The sequence below is a fragment of the Bacillus sp. TSO22 genome (assembly GCF_020223595.1).
Lineage (GTDB): Bacteria > Bacillota > Bacilli > Bacillales > Bacillaceae > Bacillus > Bacillus inaquosorum.
In genome coordinates this window covers 236,356-252,525 of record NZ_JAHAWO010000004.1, presented here as the reverse complement: position 1 = coordinate 252,525, position 16,170 = coordinate 236,356, and the positions used below count along the sequence as shown (strand labels likewise).

Sequence of the window (16,170 nt, the reverse complement as noted above, 5' to 3'; positions counted from 1 at the left end):
TATATCATGAAAATGTGTAAAAACATAATTATTAGGGTAAATAGAGAATAGTTTAACCATAAATTTTTTCGATCATAAGGAAGGTGCCTTTAAATGAAAAAAGTACGTAAAGCCATAATTCCAGCAGCAGGCTTAGGAACACGTTTTCTTCCGGCTACGAAAGCAATGCCGAAAGAAATGCTTCCTATCGTTGATAAGCCTACCATTCAATACATAATTGAAGAAGCTGTTGAAGCCGGTATTGAAGATATTATTATCGTAACAGGAAAAAGCAAGCGTGCGATTGAGGATCATTTTGATTACTCTCCTGAGCTTGAAAGAAACCTAGAAGAAAAAGGAAAAACTGAACTTCTTGAAAAAGTGAAAAAAGCTTCTAACCTGGCTGACATTCACTATATCCGCCAAAAAGAGCCTAAAGGACTCGGACACGCTGTCTGGTGCGCACGCAACTTTATTGGTGACGAGCCGTTTGCGGTTCTGCTTGGAGACGATATTGTACAGGCAGAAACACCAGGGTTGCGCCAATTAATGGATGAATACGAAAGAACACTTTCTTCTATTATCGGTGTTCAGCAAGTGCCTGAAGATGAAACACACCGCTACGGCATTATCGACCCGCTGACAAGTGAGGGCCGCCGTTACCAGGTGAAAAATTTCGTTGAGAAGCCGCCTAAAGGCACTGCACCTTCTAACCTTGCCATCTTAGGCCGTTACGTTTTCACACCTGAGATCTTCATGTACTTAGAGGAGCAGCAGGTTGGCGCCGGCGGTGAAATTCAGCTGACAGACGCCATCCAAAAACTGAATGAAATTCAAAGAGTGTTTGCTTACGATTTTGAAGGCAAGCGTTATGATGTTGGCGAAAAGCTCGGCTTTATCACAACAACTCTTGAATTTGCGATGCAGGATAAAGAGCTTCGCGAGCAGCTCGTTCCATTTATGGAAGGTTTACTAAACAAAGAAGAAATCTAAACAAAAAGGCTATTGGAGATTCATCCAATAGCCTTTTCTTATTTCGACATCAAGGTCAGCGTATGCTCTTCATTATCAACTGCAAAAACCAGATCAGCTGTATTTATAAGAAAACGATTCTTGCTGCTGTCATACAATACATCGCTGTCACTTAAAGATAGTGACGCCGGAGTAACGGGAGAAATGTTATGAAAGATAAGCTCTGATGCTTTACCATTCTCCAAGACATAGCTGATTTTTTCATAATCAAAATCTAACGTTTTTCTGCCGTCAGCTGTATCTCCTTCAGTATATCCATTCAATTTCGATTGAATGCTGGTACTGCTGTCTCCCAAGAATTTCATGAAGTAATCATAGGAAGATGCTGCATTTTGCGGGACATAAGGCGTAAAGGCCGCAGCCTGCAATTCAGCATGTTTCACGTTTGTTGCAACAGCGCTCTGTTTCACAAAATAAGACTTCTCATCAAACTTTATTTTCACTGCTTTTTTGCCTTTTGCAGCTACCGTCACCTCGGTACCGAATGGCAGTGTAACGCCAGCCTCCTGCTTCAAATCTTGATCCTTATAAACAGACGCTTTTTCAGCTGCTATAACCCCTTGCTTATTGACTGCAGTTAAGTGTTCCTCTGCTTTGCCCTTTGCATCTCCATCATGCTTCTTCACTTCATTTTGCGGAATCGCGCCAAACGAAGCAATTGTACGAAGCGGGGCATTAAAGAACATCGTTCCCGCCATGAAGACTGTCAGAATAGACAAAATAGCAATTTGAATAGCATTAGCCAGTGATTTCGGCTTTTTCTTCTTATTGCGGAAACGGGCAAACGCTTCAGGATCTTCTTTCTTCCGCTCTTCCGTTTGCTCTTTTTTATATGTTTCTTTTTCTTTTTTCGACAGCTTATTAAACCAGTCAATAAACGCTTTGTACTCTTTGACAACTGTTTTTGTCTCATCAAACATACGAAGCTCGCCGTAGTGCATCCAAGCGACGCGGTCACACATCTTTTCAATCTGGCCGATGGAGTGGCTGACAAAAAATATGGTTTTTCCTTGCTTTTTAAACTCATTTATTCTGTCTACACACTTCTGATAAAACGTTTGGTCCCCTACGGAGAGCGCTTCGTCAATAATTAAAATGTCAGGGTCAATATGAACGGAAATCGCGAAACCGAGTCGCGATTTCATACCGCTGGAATAGTTTTTAACCGGCTGATTAATAAAATCGCCAATCTCTGCAAATTCAACGATACTGTCATACATGTCATCAATTTCTTTATTGGTTAACCCCATCATTAGACACTTGAGCCGGACATTGTCCCGGCCCGTCAGTTGATTATTTAAACCGGCAGCAATCGCAATCAGCGACGGCTGGCCGTTCATTTCAATTTCACCGCTGGTCGGCGGAATAATTTTAGCCAGCAGGTTAGACATGGTCGATTTCCCTGACCCATTTATCCCTACAAAGCCGATTGTCTCTCCCTCATACACGTCAAAGGAGACATTCCGCACAGCAAAAAAACCATTATCCTTAGCCGGAAAAAACAATCCTTTAATCTTGTCCGATTGTTTTTTATACAAATGATACTGCTTTGAAACATTTCGAAACGAAACTTTTAGTTTCATCGTACAATCTCCTTACGTATTAAAGAAAGTCAACAAACTTATCTCTGAATTTCATATGCAGGATAGAACCTACTAACAATAAAAGGAATGTCATCAGCCAGAAATACAGTGTGTACTTCATATCTTGGAAAAACCATTGGCCGTCTAAGAAGCTGTTGCGGAACCCATCAATAATGTAGAATAGTGGATTCAGCTTCAGAATAGGCACTAATTCGGGATGGCTATGACCGAGTTTTGCATTAACATCCCAAAAAATTGGCAACAAGAAAAACAAAAGTCTTGTTACGGCCTGCAGCAAAAATTGATAATCCCTAATCAGTACACTGATCGTTGAATTAAACAAACTAAACGAAAACATAAAAGCAATCATACAGATGAAGTAATAAATATATTGTAACCAATGCACACTCGGGAAAACACCATTAACTAGTAGTACAATGATATAAATCACCATCATGATGACATAACTAAATAAGTTAGATGCAATGGCCACCGATGGTAGTGAACTAATCGGAAAGTTCATTTTAGCCACCATATTAATGCGCTTAAATACACTGTTTGAGCCATCAAGTATAGTTGGACTGATGAAAAACCATGGGATTAATCCTGCCAGCATCCAAATAATAAAAGGTACTTCGCCCGCTCCGGTTGTCACAGGACCGCCCTTTCTAATCCCCATACCAAATACGAACCAGTAGGCCAGCATTTGGATAAGCGGATTTAAGAACTGCCATAAGACACCTAAATAATTCATTTGATATTTAGACTTGGTTTCATAAGCCGCCAATCTTAAAATTAAAGGAAATGACGTTATTTGCTCTCTGAGTATTCGCAACAAATCATTCATTTTTTATCTTCCTTAGACTTAATTGTTTTTGGGAATCTTTCTGTTTAAAAATTTGAAAGCACCGCTGATTATTGTAACAGATCCTGCATTTTTTTTCACTTCTCAACAAGTATCTAAAAAGCTGCCGAAATATCGACAGCTACACATTTTATATAATAACCTAAATTATTCAGCTTTAAATACAGTATGAACAACCTTTTCCGATGAACGTCCTGACTCTAAATAGCAAAACTTATCATAAAAAGGACCAAAAGAAACCGGAAGCTTATAACCAGGCGATGAGATCTGTTTGATAGCCTCAATCGTTTCTTCAGTAGTTTTCACTAATGGACCAGGAGCTTCTTTTTCAAAATCAAAGTAGAAACCACGTAACTTATCTCGGTAGGTTTCGATGTCAGGAACAAAGAAAAGCATTGGTCGTTTTAAATTTGCAAAATCAAAGAATACCGAAGAATAATCAGTAATAAGCAAATCAGAGACCATATACAATTCTCGTATATCCTCATAAGCAGAAAAATCAAATGCAAACCCTTCAAAAGGCCCCAAATCAAAATTCTCAGCTACCAGATAATGCATTCTTAAAATCACAATATATTCATTTCCAAGCTCTTGTCTAAGCTGATGCAAATCTAAATCGAGATCGAACTTATAACGCCCTTTTGCATAAAACTGATCATCTCTCCATGTAGGAGCATATAAAATGACCTTTTTATCTCTAGGAATATTTAATCTGCTCTTAATTGAAGATATTGTTTCTTCATTATTATCATTGTGAAGGAAGTCATTTCTAGGATATCCGGACTCAATCATTGTTTTGTTAAACTGAAACGCACGTGCAAAGATCTCAGTTGAATATCCATTTGGTGAAATCAAGTAATCCCAGTTAGAAGCTTCTTTGATAAAATTCCTTTTATATTTTTTGGTGTTTGTGCCAGGCATATGGACTTCTTCCATATCCATTGCAAGTCGTTTTAAAGGCGTGCCATGCCATGTTTGTAAATATGTTGTGTGCTTTGGTTTTGGAATCCATAATGGAAGCCTGCTGTTAACAACCCAGTACTCGGCTCTTGCCATAGCAAAAAGCCATTTTATTGAGAGACGACTAATATAAGGAATCCCCTTTTCATCAAATGGCGCTGAATATTGTTTATTTACACTCCAGTACATTTTATAATCAGGGTGGTTTTCCCGCATATATTCATAAATCGCTCTTGGATTACAACTGTATTGTTTCCCGTTAAAACTTTCAAAAATGATTGTTTTCCTTTTAACAGGCATCCTGCTAGCCATCATGAATAATGATTTGTATGTTTTTGTGATAAACTTATTTCTCATTTTTTTGATCTTTTTTATTTTTGATACAAACTGCTTCTTTTTTCCTTTAACAAAGTATTTAATCCTTGTATTAAGGCTATAGTCGTTTACTCTGATACCTAGAGTCTGTTTTTTCTTTTTCTTAAAGACCTCATAACGAACCGGTGCGTTGTTAGATTTTATAACACTTACTAATCCTTTTAATTTGTTTTTTCGATCTCCTAAAACAAGAGCAGTGCTGTTGAACTGAAACTCCGTTCCGTCCTTGTCAGTGCATACATACTCCATAAAAAGACGATAAGCATAACGTTTTTCATTTGAATAAGGAATTTCTTTCAAAGGCACTTTCACTTCAAAATCATATAATTCCGGAACAAAACCGTCTACTCTCATGTTTTCAAGCCCTTGTGTTTTTCCTTCAAGCTGGATTGGAAACTTTTCCTCAATAGGTGTTTCTCCGCCCTTTTTTAAGATAAGGTTCAAGTCTTTTATCCGATACTGATTTTCGGAACTCAGGTAACCAGCATAACCGGTTATGCTTATTTCTTCAGAGTTAATCTCAATTTGATCAAACCTGATGATTTTGGCCTCTCTTTTCACCTTAATAGAAAAGTTGCCTTTATCAGTTGTGTATGGCAAAATTAAAAGTTCTGTAGTTTGATCAACATGAAAGGCGCGCTCAATTGTATCTACTTCGGCAGAAAGACGTTTCAATAATGGTAATTGTTCCTGCTCCGCATCTTCATATTTTTTTCGGAATTCAACATAAAAGTCATATGTTTGTCCCATTTCAATAGGCATAGGAAAACCATGAATATTCACATCAGCTTTATACTCTAATGAGCCAGTGTTTTGAAGCGAAAATTCAGATTCTGTTCCTGAACGTCTCTCTTTTAGCTTTAAAAATAACTGATGATCCTCTAAAAATTGTTGTTCTGAATCAATTGAGATCAACAATTCAAGATTTCCTAAATTGTTTTTCAAGCTTTTCAAAATACATTTAATCACAGTGTTTTCAATCATTACTTTTTTCTGCTCCTCTGTATAAAAGCTCTATCCTCTTTGCTTCCTTTTATTAGTGTCACGACTAAGGACATTACCCAGCAAAATATCAACCCTCTTTTATTTCCGTGACCCTCCAAGAGAAATTCCCTTTAACTGTTGTGTAGGGCTCTACTCTAAAACCATTATCAGTAACTATATTGTTTCCTGACAACTTTGTTTCTTCACTCGAAAGTCTGCGCATTGTTTTAATGTGACTATTTGCATTGAAAAGAATATAAAAATCAATGACTTGAGTTTTATTAGCTGCTATCTTTTCAATATTCACATCTTTTTTTAGATCAATTATAAAGTGCTGATCACTTTGTAAGTCTGTTGAAATAATTTCAGCCTTATTCTTTCTGTCCAAGCCCACTAAGCTGATTTTAATAAGATCATGATCAAAATTTTCAATATCAATTTCTATTTTGCTTTTATTAGAATCCTCGGTATAAGAACTAATAGATAGTTCTTTTTTTCCAATCTGTTTAGAGAGCTTCTCTCTTTCTGCACGCACCTCAATCATCTGATTTAAAGCAAAAGCCCAATTTTCGATATAGTTGGGTCTTGAATATTTTTCAGCCATTTTAAAGGCTTGTTCTGAAAATTTCTGATGAGTACTTTCATCTTTCATTAAAGAGATAATGGCTTGACCCAACTTTTCTATATTATACTGTTCAATGACATACCCGTTTACTCCGTCAGTAACTAAACTCCTTGCTCCATAATCATAATCATACGTTACGACAGGGCACCCATTGCTCAGCGCCTCCATATTTGAAAGACCGAATCCTTCAAAGTGAGAGGTTGAAATGGTTAGCCAAGCTTTTTGAAACTCTGAGTCAGGGTTATCTGTATAACCTTTCAAAAAGACATTATTCTTCAGTTTGGTATCTTCAATCTCTTTTTTTATTTTTTCAAAATCTTCACCTGATCCGAATATATCAAGTTTTGCTTCAGGAATTTCTTTCACGACTAAGCTAAAAGCTTTTACTGCATGTATTAGATTCTTCATAGATGCAAGTCTTGAAATTATTACAGCTTTGTATTTTTCACTCGGCACATTCAATACATCGGGATTAAGCGGCTTATCAATTGTATGCGGAGTAAAGAAAAACGTCTCTTGTTCCCCTGAAATTAATTTAAAATCTTCTAACTGTTCCTCAGTTATAAAAAAGACAGCATCCAAATTATACATCTGACTAAAAACTTCTTTATAGCGGCCCTTAATTTGATATTTGTTGTTACCGTAATGTTTGTTATGAATGATTGCTCCATAATACGAAGAAGGGGATTTTTTCACTTTGAAAACATGTTTGTCTTGCGGCCTGCTGTCTACTAAAAACAACTTAGGTTTATCATTTTCGTTTTGCAGATGTTCTATCCAATATTGACGCAGTTCCGATTCATCTTTTACTTTTATCTCACCCTCAAGGGAGTACCAAATAATATGAGATAATTGAACATCTTTTGCTTCATTGTTCCATACATAGAGTTTGTCTAAATATACTTGATTTTTTTCATTAATATATTCCTGCAGATACATTTTGTTTAGTTGCACATCAAAATGAGTAATAAGAACTAAATTACCGTTCTTCGTATATTCCTCTCTCTTTATGAGCTGGTTTTTATCGTTCCAATAATCGACATAACGGATCGTCTTCTCATCTCCATAGTAAACTACAGAAATTTCATTGTTCTTATTACCAAACAATCTTGATACAGTTTTTGCAAACTTCCCCATGCCAGCTTGCTTTTTTATCTGGTCAAGACCTATCCTTTCGTCGTATAATCTTTTCCCATTTGTTTTTTCACTTAAAAAATCATCGAATAGATTAATAACACTCGTGAATTTTTTATCAATCTTAGCGTTGTTGTACAATTCGTCAATCTTAGAAGACAACTCTAGATCAAAACGAAACGTTAAGAAAAATGTATTTTGGTTACACTCTTCTCCAAATAATTTAGAACGCAATAATAATGATTTCGTCAGACCGCCATAATTACTTGGCAGACCACCAGAGATAAAATAATAATTCATGTCAGGAATTTGTTTTATATTAGATTCACTCACCGCATGTAAAGACAATTTCTTACTCCCTTTCGGCATCTAGAATATATGATCATTGAGTTTTATATCTACCCGTAAACATTAGCCACAAAAACCAATGTAAGCATCAAAAAGTACTTCTTATTTCAATAAGAAGTACTTTTATTAGATATTAAGCCAATGATATCAGGATCCTAAATTATAAACCAGCGATTTCCTCTTTGATCTTTGTTGTAGAGATGCCTTCAGTTCTCGGAAGGTAAACGACCTCACACTGATCTTTGAGAAAGTCGAATTTACCTTCCCAGTCATCCCCCATAACAAAAACATCAATATTATGATCGATAATATCTTGCTTTTTTTGCTCCCAATTTTTTTCAGGAATTACTTCATCCACATATCGAATCGTTTCTAAAATTAACTTACGGTGCTCATAGCTGTGATAAGCCTTTTTTTGCTTTTGTAAGTTGAATTCATCTGTTGAAATAGCAACAACTAAATAATCACCGAGCTGCTTTGCACGCTCAAGCAATTTAATGTGACCCCAATGCAATAAATCAAAAGTTCCATATGTGATGACTTTCTTCATTTAAAGTAACGCTCCTTCCTAATGTTAAACACTATTAAAAACACTACTGTCGTTAGCGATTGAATTCTAAGAGCCCTGCAATTCTTACAATTGTATTCCTTATATCGACATATTTCTCGTATGTCTTCACTGATCATTAATTATAGCATACCGCCTAAAAAAGGTTAAGTGCTCACGCGGAGAAAAACATTCCAAAATATGTAACTCCAATAAAACTCCCTTAACATCAAGGATTGTTATTCATTCGTTCATTCAATTGTAAAATTGGAAACATATTTAAATTTAATGTAAAGATAATGTTAAGCCTTTGTTGAAGATTTATGTTAAAATATAAGCTAGACTGATTTTGTTTTTTAAACACTCTTTTTAACTATATAAATAGATTCTTATAAGGAAGGAGGAGCCAGACATGCAAACAGAGACTATTCATCATATTCCTTATGTTAACAGCAACTTAACATCGTTCATCAATTACCTTGAAAAACATTATATTGATCAGAAGATCGGTGCTGTCATTTCCACTGTCAATCCTGAAATTGCATTTGCAGCCATTAGAGATCAGGACTACTTTGATGTACTATCTTCTTCAAACTTCATTTTGCCTGATGGCATCGGTGTAGTCATGATGTCACGTTTGACTAACAACAGGCTTCAGTCCCGAATAGCAGGGTATGATGTTTTTAAAGAACTTCTAGGTATAGCTGACAAAAAGAAAAAACGTATATTTCTGTACGGTGCGAAGAAAGATGTTATAAAAGGTGTTGTATCCAAAATTTCTTCTGAATACCCCAACATTCAAATTGCAGGTTATTCAGACGGTTATGTCCAAGATCGCACCACAGTCGCAAAACAAATTGCAAAAGCAAACCCAGATATGGTATTCGTAGCATTAGGGTATCCTCATCAAGAGAAATTCATTCATAACTACAGACACTTGTTCCCTAAAGCTGTATCTATAGGTCTGGGAGGAAGCTTTGATGTATTTAGCGGCAATGTCAAACGGGCCCCTTCCTGGATGATACGTTTAAATTTAGAATGGTTTTATCGTTTAATCTCGAATCCATGGCGATGGAAGAGAATGCTTAGCATACCAAAATATGCTTTAGCAGTTTTAAAAGAAGAAAAAAACAAAAAAACTTTCTATCCAAAGCCTGAAAAAGATCACACAAAACAGATATAAAACGAAAATTTTTATATAAGTGGATTGATAAAAATGAAAATAAGATCATTACTGGCGAATTACTATTTGTATTTTTTATCGGCAATCGCCTTTTTTCTGCAATGGGTGAAACCTGAAAATAATGTGACCCTCCTTATCTCATTTGAAGCAAATGCAAAAGCGATTTTGGAGGAATATGAACAAGGTCAATACCCATATAACATTAACATTATGTATACTCAGCAGGCATCTTCAATTGCTCAGAGATTCACCAATGTAGGTGCGTATTTATTAAAAGAAAAGAATCCAATTCATCTCATTAAAGCTGTATATCTAATGTTTAACAGCAAAGTCGTCATAACAGATAATTACTTTCTATTAACAAGTGTGTTAAACAATCGAAAGAAAACCAAATGTATTCAAGTATGGCACGCAAATGGATCACTTAAAAAATTCGGTTTGGAAGATATCACAAACAAACAACGTACAAAAACTGATATTAAAAGGTTCAAAAAAGTATACAGCTCGTTTGATTATTTAACTGTTGGCTCAGATGAAATGGCAAATATCTTCAAGAAATCATTCGGAATAAAAGATCATCAATTGTTAAAAATAGGTGTACCTTTAACAGACCCTTATTACCAGGAAAGTAAAAAGATAAAAACAGATAATCTAAAATTAAAAAGCAAAAAAATAATCCTTTATGCACCGACGTTTAGGGATTATGATATGCACTCAATTCAATTGCCATTTACGGAAAAACAATTAATTCATCAATTAAAAGAAGAATATGTTTTATTTGTTAAACTGCATCCCGCAATACAAAACAATATAGCTATCAAATATTCTAGTGATTATATCAAAGATGTTTCTAATTATGCCTTATATGATTTACTTATAGCTGCAGACATTTTAGTCACTGACTATTCTTCTGTTCCTTTTGAATTTTCGATTTTAAATAAACCCATTCTTTTCTATACTTATGATTTACAACTTTATCAAGAGAAGCGGGGATTGGTTGATAATTATCTTTCTATAATACCTGGAAGAGCTTGTTATGATAGTAAATCATTAATAAATGAAATACAAACCCCATTTAATAATTCCAAAATAAAAGATTTTTCCGATAAGTGGAATAAGTATTCCGAAGGAAATTCAAGCAAAAATTTATTGCATTTTGTAGAAAATTTAATAAAGTAATTGTTAACACTTGCCCAAAACGGAACAAGTGTTCTTTTTTCTCTTGACTACCGAACGTATGTTTGGTTTAATGTAATTAGTTGCTTATGGCAGCAAATAATAATAGAGGTGGTAAATTTATGAGAAAAAAAGAACTGTTTGATTTCACCAACATCACTCCAAAATTATTTACTGAACTTCGTGTAGCGGATAAAACCGTACTTCAATCATTCAATTTCGATGAGAAAAACCATCAAATTTATACAACTCAAGTGGCAACTGGAATGGGAAAAGACAACACCCAGAGCTATCGTATAACTCGTCTATCTTTTGAAGGGTTACAATTAGACAGCATGCTGCTCAAACATGGAGGTCACGGAACAAATATAGGCATTGAAAACCGTAATGGTACCATTTATATTTGGTCACTATACGATAGACCAAATGAAACAGATAAAAGTGATTTAGTTTGTTTCCCATATAAAGCAGGGGCGACTTTAGATGAAAATTCTAAAGAACTTCAGCGATTCTCGAATCTCCCTTTAAATCATAGGGTTACACCTGCTCTTGATATGAAGAATAGACAGTTGGCACTTAGACAGTACGATACAGAGAGTAATAAACAGTGGGTGACAATCTTTGACCTGGACGATGCAATAACAAATAAAAACAATCCTCTTTATACTATTAATATTCCTAACGAACTGCATTATTTACAAGGTTTCTTTTTAGATGACGGTTATGTATATTGGTATACAGGAGATACAAACAGCAAAAGCTATCCTAATCTCATTACTGTATTCGATTCGACTAATAAAATAGTGTTGCAAAAAGAAATTACTGTTGGCAAAGACTTGTCCACTAGATATGAGAATAACTTCCGTGAGCCAGAAGGGATTTGTATGTACACTAATCCTGAAACAGGGGCAAAATCATTAATGGTGGGAATTACAAGTGGAAAAGAAGGAAATCGTATAAGTAGAATTTATGCATACCATTCCTATGAAAACTTTATGAATCATGTACCAATGCTTCGTTCCCCTTTATTAAAAACGGTGGGTCACCAAGATACACCTCCGGAAAGATTTCAACCATTTATTCAAACCTTCATTTTAGAGTATAATGCTCAAAACAAAAAATGGATGGTCCCGACTTCAGGTTATTTACCATCTTACACATCAAATTTAGTTCGAAATATTACTATCAACCCAGAGGGAAACTTACAAGTTACTTTAAATGAACGCTATATTAGTTTACTGCATCAATCGATAGAAGGAGATTTCCGCTTAAAACAAAAGGATATCCGTATGGGATCCTGGTATTTTGCGGGCGGAGAAAAATCAAATGTACTTGAAATAGGTTTTATGAAAGGGAGTACAAAAGTCAGACCTGATGATGCTGCCATCTCAAATGCTTCAAGAATGAGTATTTTTATGATTGTTGCAGACAAAATTGAGATCTGATATACAAAAAGCCTAGAGCTATTAAATAGCTCTAGCCTTTTCCCTTTATTAATTAACAACACATAAAATATTATATGAATATATCAACTTTCTAAGTTTTTATTGATATTCCGGAACATCAAAGTAAAGCGTATAACCGTCCAGCAATGAATACAGGCTGTACATGCGGTTTACTTGTTTGTACGCCCAGCCGATGTCTGTTGCATATTGGTGTGTTGCTGTGGCTGACCATCTCATTTTGTACAGTGTGTCCTGATTGTAGGCTGTGTTGTGTATATACGATGAGCCTATGAATTTTGCTCCGCCGATAATGGCCGCTTCTGGTGTGAACCAGCCTTGCTCGTACGCATATTTGGCGCCGTAGTAATTCGGGTTGCTGTCGTATGCGCCAATTCCGTACATGTTATATACGGTTTTTCCGTTATAGGTTAAGCCATTGGCTAAATCGGATGTTCCGTTGCCTGTTTCTAGGAGAGCGTGTGAGATTAAATACAGCTCATTGATGCCGTATTTATTGGCGGCATCGATGAACGCCTTTGCTTTCCCTGTCAGGATGCCTTTGCTGGCAAGCACTTTCTGATTGACTTCAGTGACACTGAGGCCGGCTGTCTGTGACAGTTTGAGAAATTGGAAGTAGTATTTGCTGTCTCTGGAAAAGTTATTCGGATCCACGTATTGAACCACTTCATCACTGCTTGCGTTTCGCCAGCCCAAATTGATTTTGGCCCAGCCGTTTGTCTGGCCGATGATTTTCACCTTATCGCCCTTTTTAAATTGGCCGATCACGTTCGTCGGGCTGACTGCCGGTGTAGACCGAATATTTAATACATCAGCCGTAACGGTTGAAGTTGCTGTATTAATATAAGTGAGCGATACGTAAGCCGCCCCGTCTGTTTGCGGGCTTACTGTCATTTGTTTTTGGACCATATCACGAAGCGAGAGATTGTAATTTGTTTTCATGATTTGCGGGCCGTTTTTGATTTTTACGATAGATGATGTCCATCCGTATAATTGTTTTAGCTTCAATGATGCCGTAGCAGCTGCGTCATTGCCTGTGAACTGTTCGTTTATGCTGATTTTATACAGCGTATTGGTTTTTGTTGTGTAACTTGGGCTTACACTTTGTGCTTTTAGATAGGTTAACCCCTTGTTCAATGCTGTTTTGCTGCTGAGCTGAGCTGTCACGATTTTGTATTGTGTATATGCCGTTTCGCCTGTTTTTGCTGTTGTGCCGGCGGCATTGTTTTGTTTAAAAAATGCTAATACGCGGTTAATATCTTCCTGACTGATGATTGCCTCAGTCATAATTTTATAACTGCTCGCTGCTGTCTGACCGGTTTTCTGGCTTGCTGCTGATATGTGATTCGATTTGAAAAACGTAAGTGCCTGATTGACTTTCGCTGTATCAAGCAGAGATTCAGTTGTTATTTTAAACGTGTTAGCTAATTGTTTTTTGACTGATTTTGCAGATGCACTGATCTGATTTTTCTTTAATACGTTCAAGCCCTTTGTAACTTTTGCTTGATCTGATGTTTCTTCTGAAATGAGCTGATATTGGTTTTCTGCTGTTGTTCCAGCTGCTGTTTTCGTTGCCTTTACTTTTTTCTGAGCAAAGAAGGCTGCTGCTTTGTTTGCTTGCTGCTCGCCTAAAATCTTTGCCGTCGTAATTTGATAGGCTGTGGATGTTGTCGTTTTTTTGACGCTTGCTGACGTGTAATGCCACTTTTTCTTTTTAAAGAAAGTATCTACTTTTTGCAGCTGCTGTTTTGTTAAACCCTTCATATTCACGGTATATGATGTGCTTTTGCCAACCTTTTGATAACTGCCGGATACACCGGTGTTTTTCTTAATTTGGCTGATGGCGTCCTTCACTGTATTCAGCCCTTTGAAATAAGCTGATTGGACATTGTATGACTCAGCAGTTGCTTTTTGATTGATTGACTTGTAGCTTCCTGTAATACCAGTGCTCTGTTTCAGCTGATTTAATAGGTTTTTGGCATTCGCTTCACCTGAAATGGCGGCTGTTGTAAAAGTATAATAGGCTTGTCCTTTCACCGTTTCTTTTAATGATGCCTTCAGCCCCGATCCCTTTTGGAATGCGCTTTTGATCTGCTCAGCTTTGCTGTTTCCCACGATTGTGCCTGACTGAATGACTGTGACAGAAACCGTGTGTGTGATAGGCTGATACGAGCTTTTAATCCCTGTTTGCTTAGCAAGGCTCTGTATAAGCGCCTTGACTTTTGTCTCATCAGCGATTTCTGATGTCGTGACGTTCACATAGGACTGAGCTGTTCCTGAAGCTTTTACAGCGCCAGCCACTCCCGTTTCCTGTTTAAGCTTGGTCAGCAAAGTGTTTGCCTGTTTTTCTCCGGAAATGGCACCTGAGGTGATGGTGACATACGGCTGTTTGCTACCGACAGGACTTGACGTGCCTGTAATCGCTGTCTGTTTGTTGAGCCCACTCAGTATTGCTTTCGCTTCTGCTTCGCTTTGTATGCCTGCAGCGGAAATTTGGTAGGTCGTTGTTGTGCCTGAAGCCTGATAGGAAGCATCCCAGCCAGTGTCTTTTTCCAGTTTGGCGACAGCCTGCGAGGCTTGGCTTTCTGTACTGAACGTTTTAGACGGCTCTACCTTATATATCGAGTAGTCCGTATACGCTGCAGCCTGTGCAGAACCGGATATGGCAAAAAAGGCAAGGGACGCGGCGGACAGAAGCATAGGTGCGATTAATCTCTTTTTCATTCCTTCTCCTCTTTCTTATTCAATGAGTATATAAAACTAGTTTATTTATCGGCACGCTTATGCTTCATTTATAGGTGAATCACTTCCATTTTTTTAATAAAAAAAACTTAATCTCGAAGTGAGATTAAGTTTAAATATGAGACACGATAAGTGTACAAGTTCCTTTAATCGTAAAATCGGGCATTTGAGCGGGCAAAATAAAGTGATCGCCTTTATTGAGCGGACATGTTTCGTCTCCATAGATCAGCAAACCGCTTCCTTCTATCACGCTGCAAAGCAGGAAGGATTCATCCTGAGATAGCTCGGCCTCACCATTTATGTCCCATTTATATACCGAAAAATATTCCCCTTGGACAAACGTTTTAATGGTTATTCCTTTTCTGGATTCGGTCGATTCATCTATATACCCGTCCACATGGGGAACCGTTGCCGCATTGACCGCTTTGGCAAAATGAAGCTCTCTCGGCCTTCCGTTGTTATCAAGCCGGTCATAGTCGTACACCCGGTATGTGGCATCTGAATTTTGCTGTGTTTCTAAAACAAGTGCCCCTTTACACAAGGCGTGCAGCGTACCGCTCGGCACATAATAGAAATCACCCGGTTTAATTTTGATTCTTCGCAGCAGGCCTTCCCAGTCACCGCTGTTGATCATTGTGACAAGTTCGGTTTTTGAGCGGGCCGTATGTCCGTAAATGATTTCCGCGTTTTCCTTACAGTCGATAATGTACCAGCATTCCGTCTTGCCGAGTTCTCCCTCTTCATTTTCTCCAGCATAATAATCATCAGGGTGAACTTTAATCGACATATCTTCCTTCACGTCCAGCAGCTTTGTCAGAAGCGGAAATCGCTCTCCCTCCACGCCGCCGAATACTTCCCGATGCTCATCCCAAAGCTCAGTCAGTGTCTTCCCTTTATACGGGCCATTCGCTACGGTGCTCGGTCCTTTTGGATGAGCGGAAATAGCCCAGCATTCCCCCGTTCTTTCTGAAGGAATGCCGTATCCAAATCTATCTCGTAAAGCGGTGCCGCCCCAGATTTTTTCTTTAAACACAGGTGTTAGAAAAATCGGTGATTGCGTCATGATCCGTACCCCTCCCCTGTAAATAGCTGATCATTATTTTCCCGGTGCGCCCCCCTTACAAACGCCCGTATAAGCTGTCTTTTTCCTATGACAACATATGTACAAAGCATC

At 37.4% G+C, this 16,170-nt stretch carries 11 protein-coding genes; 4 read left to right on the top strand and 7 right to left on the bottom strand.

Annotated features, from left to right (window positions below):
* Window positions 1–93: 93 nt before the first annotated feature.
* A complete protein-coding gene (gene galU / locus KHQ79_RS06230; protein WP_029316912.1) occupies window positions 94–972 on the top strand; it encodes a UTP--glucose-1-phosphate uridylyltransferase GalU in 879 nt (292 codons plus the stop codon).
* Between the two features lie 38 nt (window positions 973–1,010).
* Here the strand turns inward: galU and tagH are convergent, their stop codons facing one another.
* The 5 genes from tagH to tagD form a co-directional block, all read right to left on the bottom strand.
* Window positions 1,011–2,594 carry a teichoic acids export ABC transporter ATP-binding subunit TagH gene (gene tagH, locus KHQ79_RS06225; RefSeq protein WP_225514438.1) on the bottom strand — a complete coding sequence of 528 codons (1,584 nt, stop codon included), beginning with the start codon at window positions 2,592–2,594 and terminating at the stop codon, window positions 1,011–1,013.
* Between the two features lie 19 nt (window positions 2,595–2,613).
* Complete coding sequence (gene tagG / locus KHQ79_RS06220; protein ID WP_100276450.1) at window positions 2,614–3,441, bottom strand: teichoic acids export ABC transporter permease subunit TagG; 828 nt, start codon at window positions 3,439–3,441, stop codon at window positions 2,614–2,616.
* Between the two features lie 165 nt (window positions 3,442–3,606).
* On the bottom strand, window positions 3,607–5,778 hold the full coding sequence (gene tagF, locus KHQ79_RS06215; RefSeq protein ID WP_225514436.1) for a teichoic acid poly(glycerol phosphate) polymerase: 2,172 nt from the start codon (window positions 5,776–5,778) through the stop codon (window positions 3,607–3,609).
* Between the two features lie 88 nt (window positions 5,779–5,866).
* The gene (locus KHQ79_RS06210; RefSeq protein WP_225514434.1) at window positions 5,867–7,885 is read right to left on the bottom strand and encodes an alpha-glucosyltransferase N-terminal domain-containing protein; all 2,019 of its coding nucleotides are present in this window, start codon (window positions 7,883–7,885) and stop codon (window positions 5,867–5,869) included.
* Between the two features lie 160 nt (window positions 7,886–8,045).
* Window positions 8,046–8,435 (bottom strand): glycerol-3-phosphate cytidylyltransferase, encoded by a 390-nt coding sequence (gene tagD, locus KHQ79_RS06205; RefSeq protein WP_003227921.1) that lies wholly within the window; start codon window positions 8,433–8,435, stop codon window positions 8,046–8,048.
* 409 nt (window positions 8,436–8,844) lie between these two features.
* Between tagD and tagA the strand changes: the two genes are divergently transcribed.
* The 3 genes from tagA to KHQ79_RS06190 all read left to right on the top strand — a co-directional run bounded on the left by tagA (window position 8,845) and on the right by KHQ79_RS06190 (window position 12,236).
* Window positions 8,845–9,615, top strand: coding sequence for an N-acetylglucosaminyldiphosphoundecaprenol N-acetyl-beta-D- mannosaminyltransferase (gene tagA / locus KHQ79_RS06200; RefSeq protein WP_225514432.1), 771 nt, complete (start codon window positions 8,845–8,847; stop codon window positions 9,613–9,615).
* Window positions 9,616–9,648: 33 nt separating this feature from the next.
* Window positions 9,649–10,794 (top strand): CDP-glycerol glycerophosphotransferase family protein, encoded by a 1,146-nt coding sequence (locus KHQ79_RS06195; protein ID WP_225514430.1) that lies wholly within the window; start codon window positions 9,649–9,651, stop codon window positions 10,792–10,794.
* Window positions 10,795–10,913: 119 nt separating this feature from the next.
* Entirely contained in the window at window positions 10,914–12,236 is a 1,323-nt protein-coding gene (locus KHQ79_RS06190) for a phage baseplate protein (protein WP_225514428.1), read from the top strand.
* A gap of 99 nt (window positions 12,237–12,335) precedes the next feature.
* Here the strand turns inward: KHQ79_RS06190 and KHQ79_RS06185 are convergent, their stop codons facing one another.
* Together KHQ79_RS06185 and manA are read right to left on the bottom strand one after the other, a co-directional pair.
* On the bottom strand, window positions 12,336–14,978 hold the full coding sequence (locus tag KHQ79_RS06185; RefSeq protein WP_225514426.1) for an N-acetylglucosaminidase: 2,643 nt from the start codon (window positions 14,976–14,978) through the stop codon (window positions 12,336–12,338).
* A gap of 130 nt (window positions 14,979–15,108) precedes the next feature.
* Window positions 15,109–16,059 (bottom strand): mannose-6-phosphate isomerase, class I, encoded by a 951-nt coding sequence (manA, locus tag KHQ79_RS06180; RefSeq protein ID WP_088111964.1) that lies wholly within the window; start codon window positions 16,057–16,059, stop codon window positions 15,109–15,111.
* Window positions 16,060–16,170 lie beyond the last annotated feature (111 nt).

Excerpts from the sequence above, each read along its gene's own strand:
- KHQ79_RS06195 (WP_225514430.1), top strand. The coding sequence starts at position 9,649 with ATGAAAATAAGATCATTACTGGCGAATTACTATTTGTATTTTTTATCG.
- KHQ79_RS06185 (WP_225514426.1), bottom strand. The coding sequence starts at position 14,978 with ATGAAAAAGAGATTAATCGCACCTATGCTTCTGTCCGCCGCGTCCCTT.
- tagF (WP_225514436.1), bottom strand. The coding sequence starts at position 5,778 with ATGATTGAAAACACTGTGATTAAATGTATTTTGAAAAGCTTGAAAAAC.
- tagD (WP_003227921.1), bottom strand. The coding sequence starts at position 8,435 with ATGAAGAAAGTCATCACATATGGAACTTTTGATTTATTGCATTGGGGT.
- KHQ79_RS06190 (WP_225514428.1), top strand. The coding sequence starts at position 10,914 with ATGAGAAAAAAAGAACTGTTTGATTTCACCAACATCACTCCAAAATTA.
- galU (WP_029316912.1), top strand. The coding sequence starts at position 94 with ATGAAAAAAGTACGTAAAGCCATAATTCCAGCAGCAGGCTTAGGAACA.
- tagG (WP_100276450.1), bottom strand. The coding sequence starts at position 3,441 with ATGAATGATTTGTTGCGAATACTCAGAGAGCAAATAACGTCATTTCCT.
- manA (WP_088111964.1), bottom strand. The coding sequence starts at position 16,059 with ATGACGCAATCACCGATTTTTCTAACACCTGTGTTTAAAGAAAAAATC.
- tagA (WP_225514432.1), top strand. The coding sequence starts at position 8,845 with ATGCAAACAGAGACTATTCATCATATTCCTTATGTTAACAGCAACTTA.
- tagH (WP_225514438.1), bottom strand. The coding sequence starts at position 2,594 with ATGAAACTAAAAGTTTCGTTTCGAAATGTTTCAAAGCAGTATCATTTG.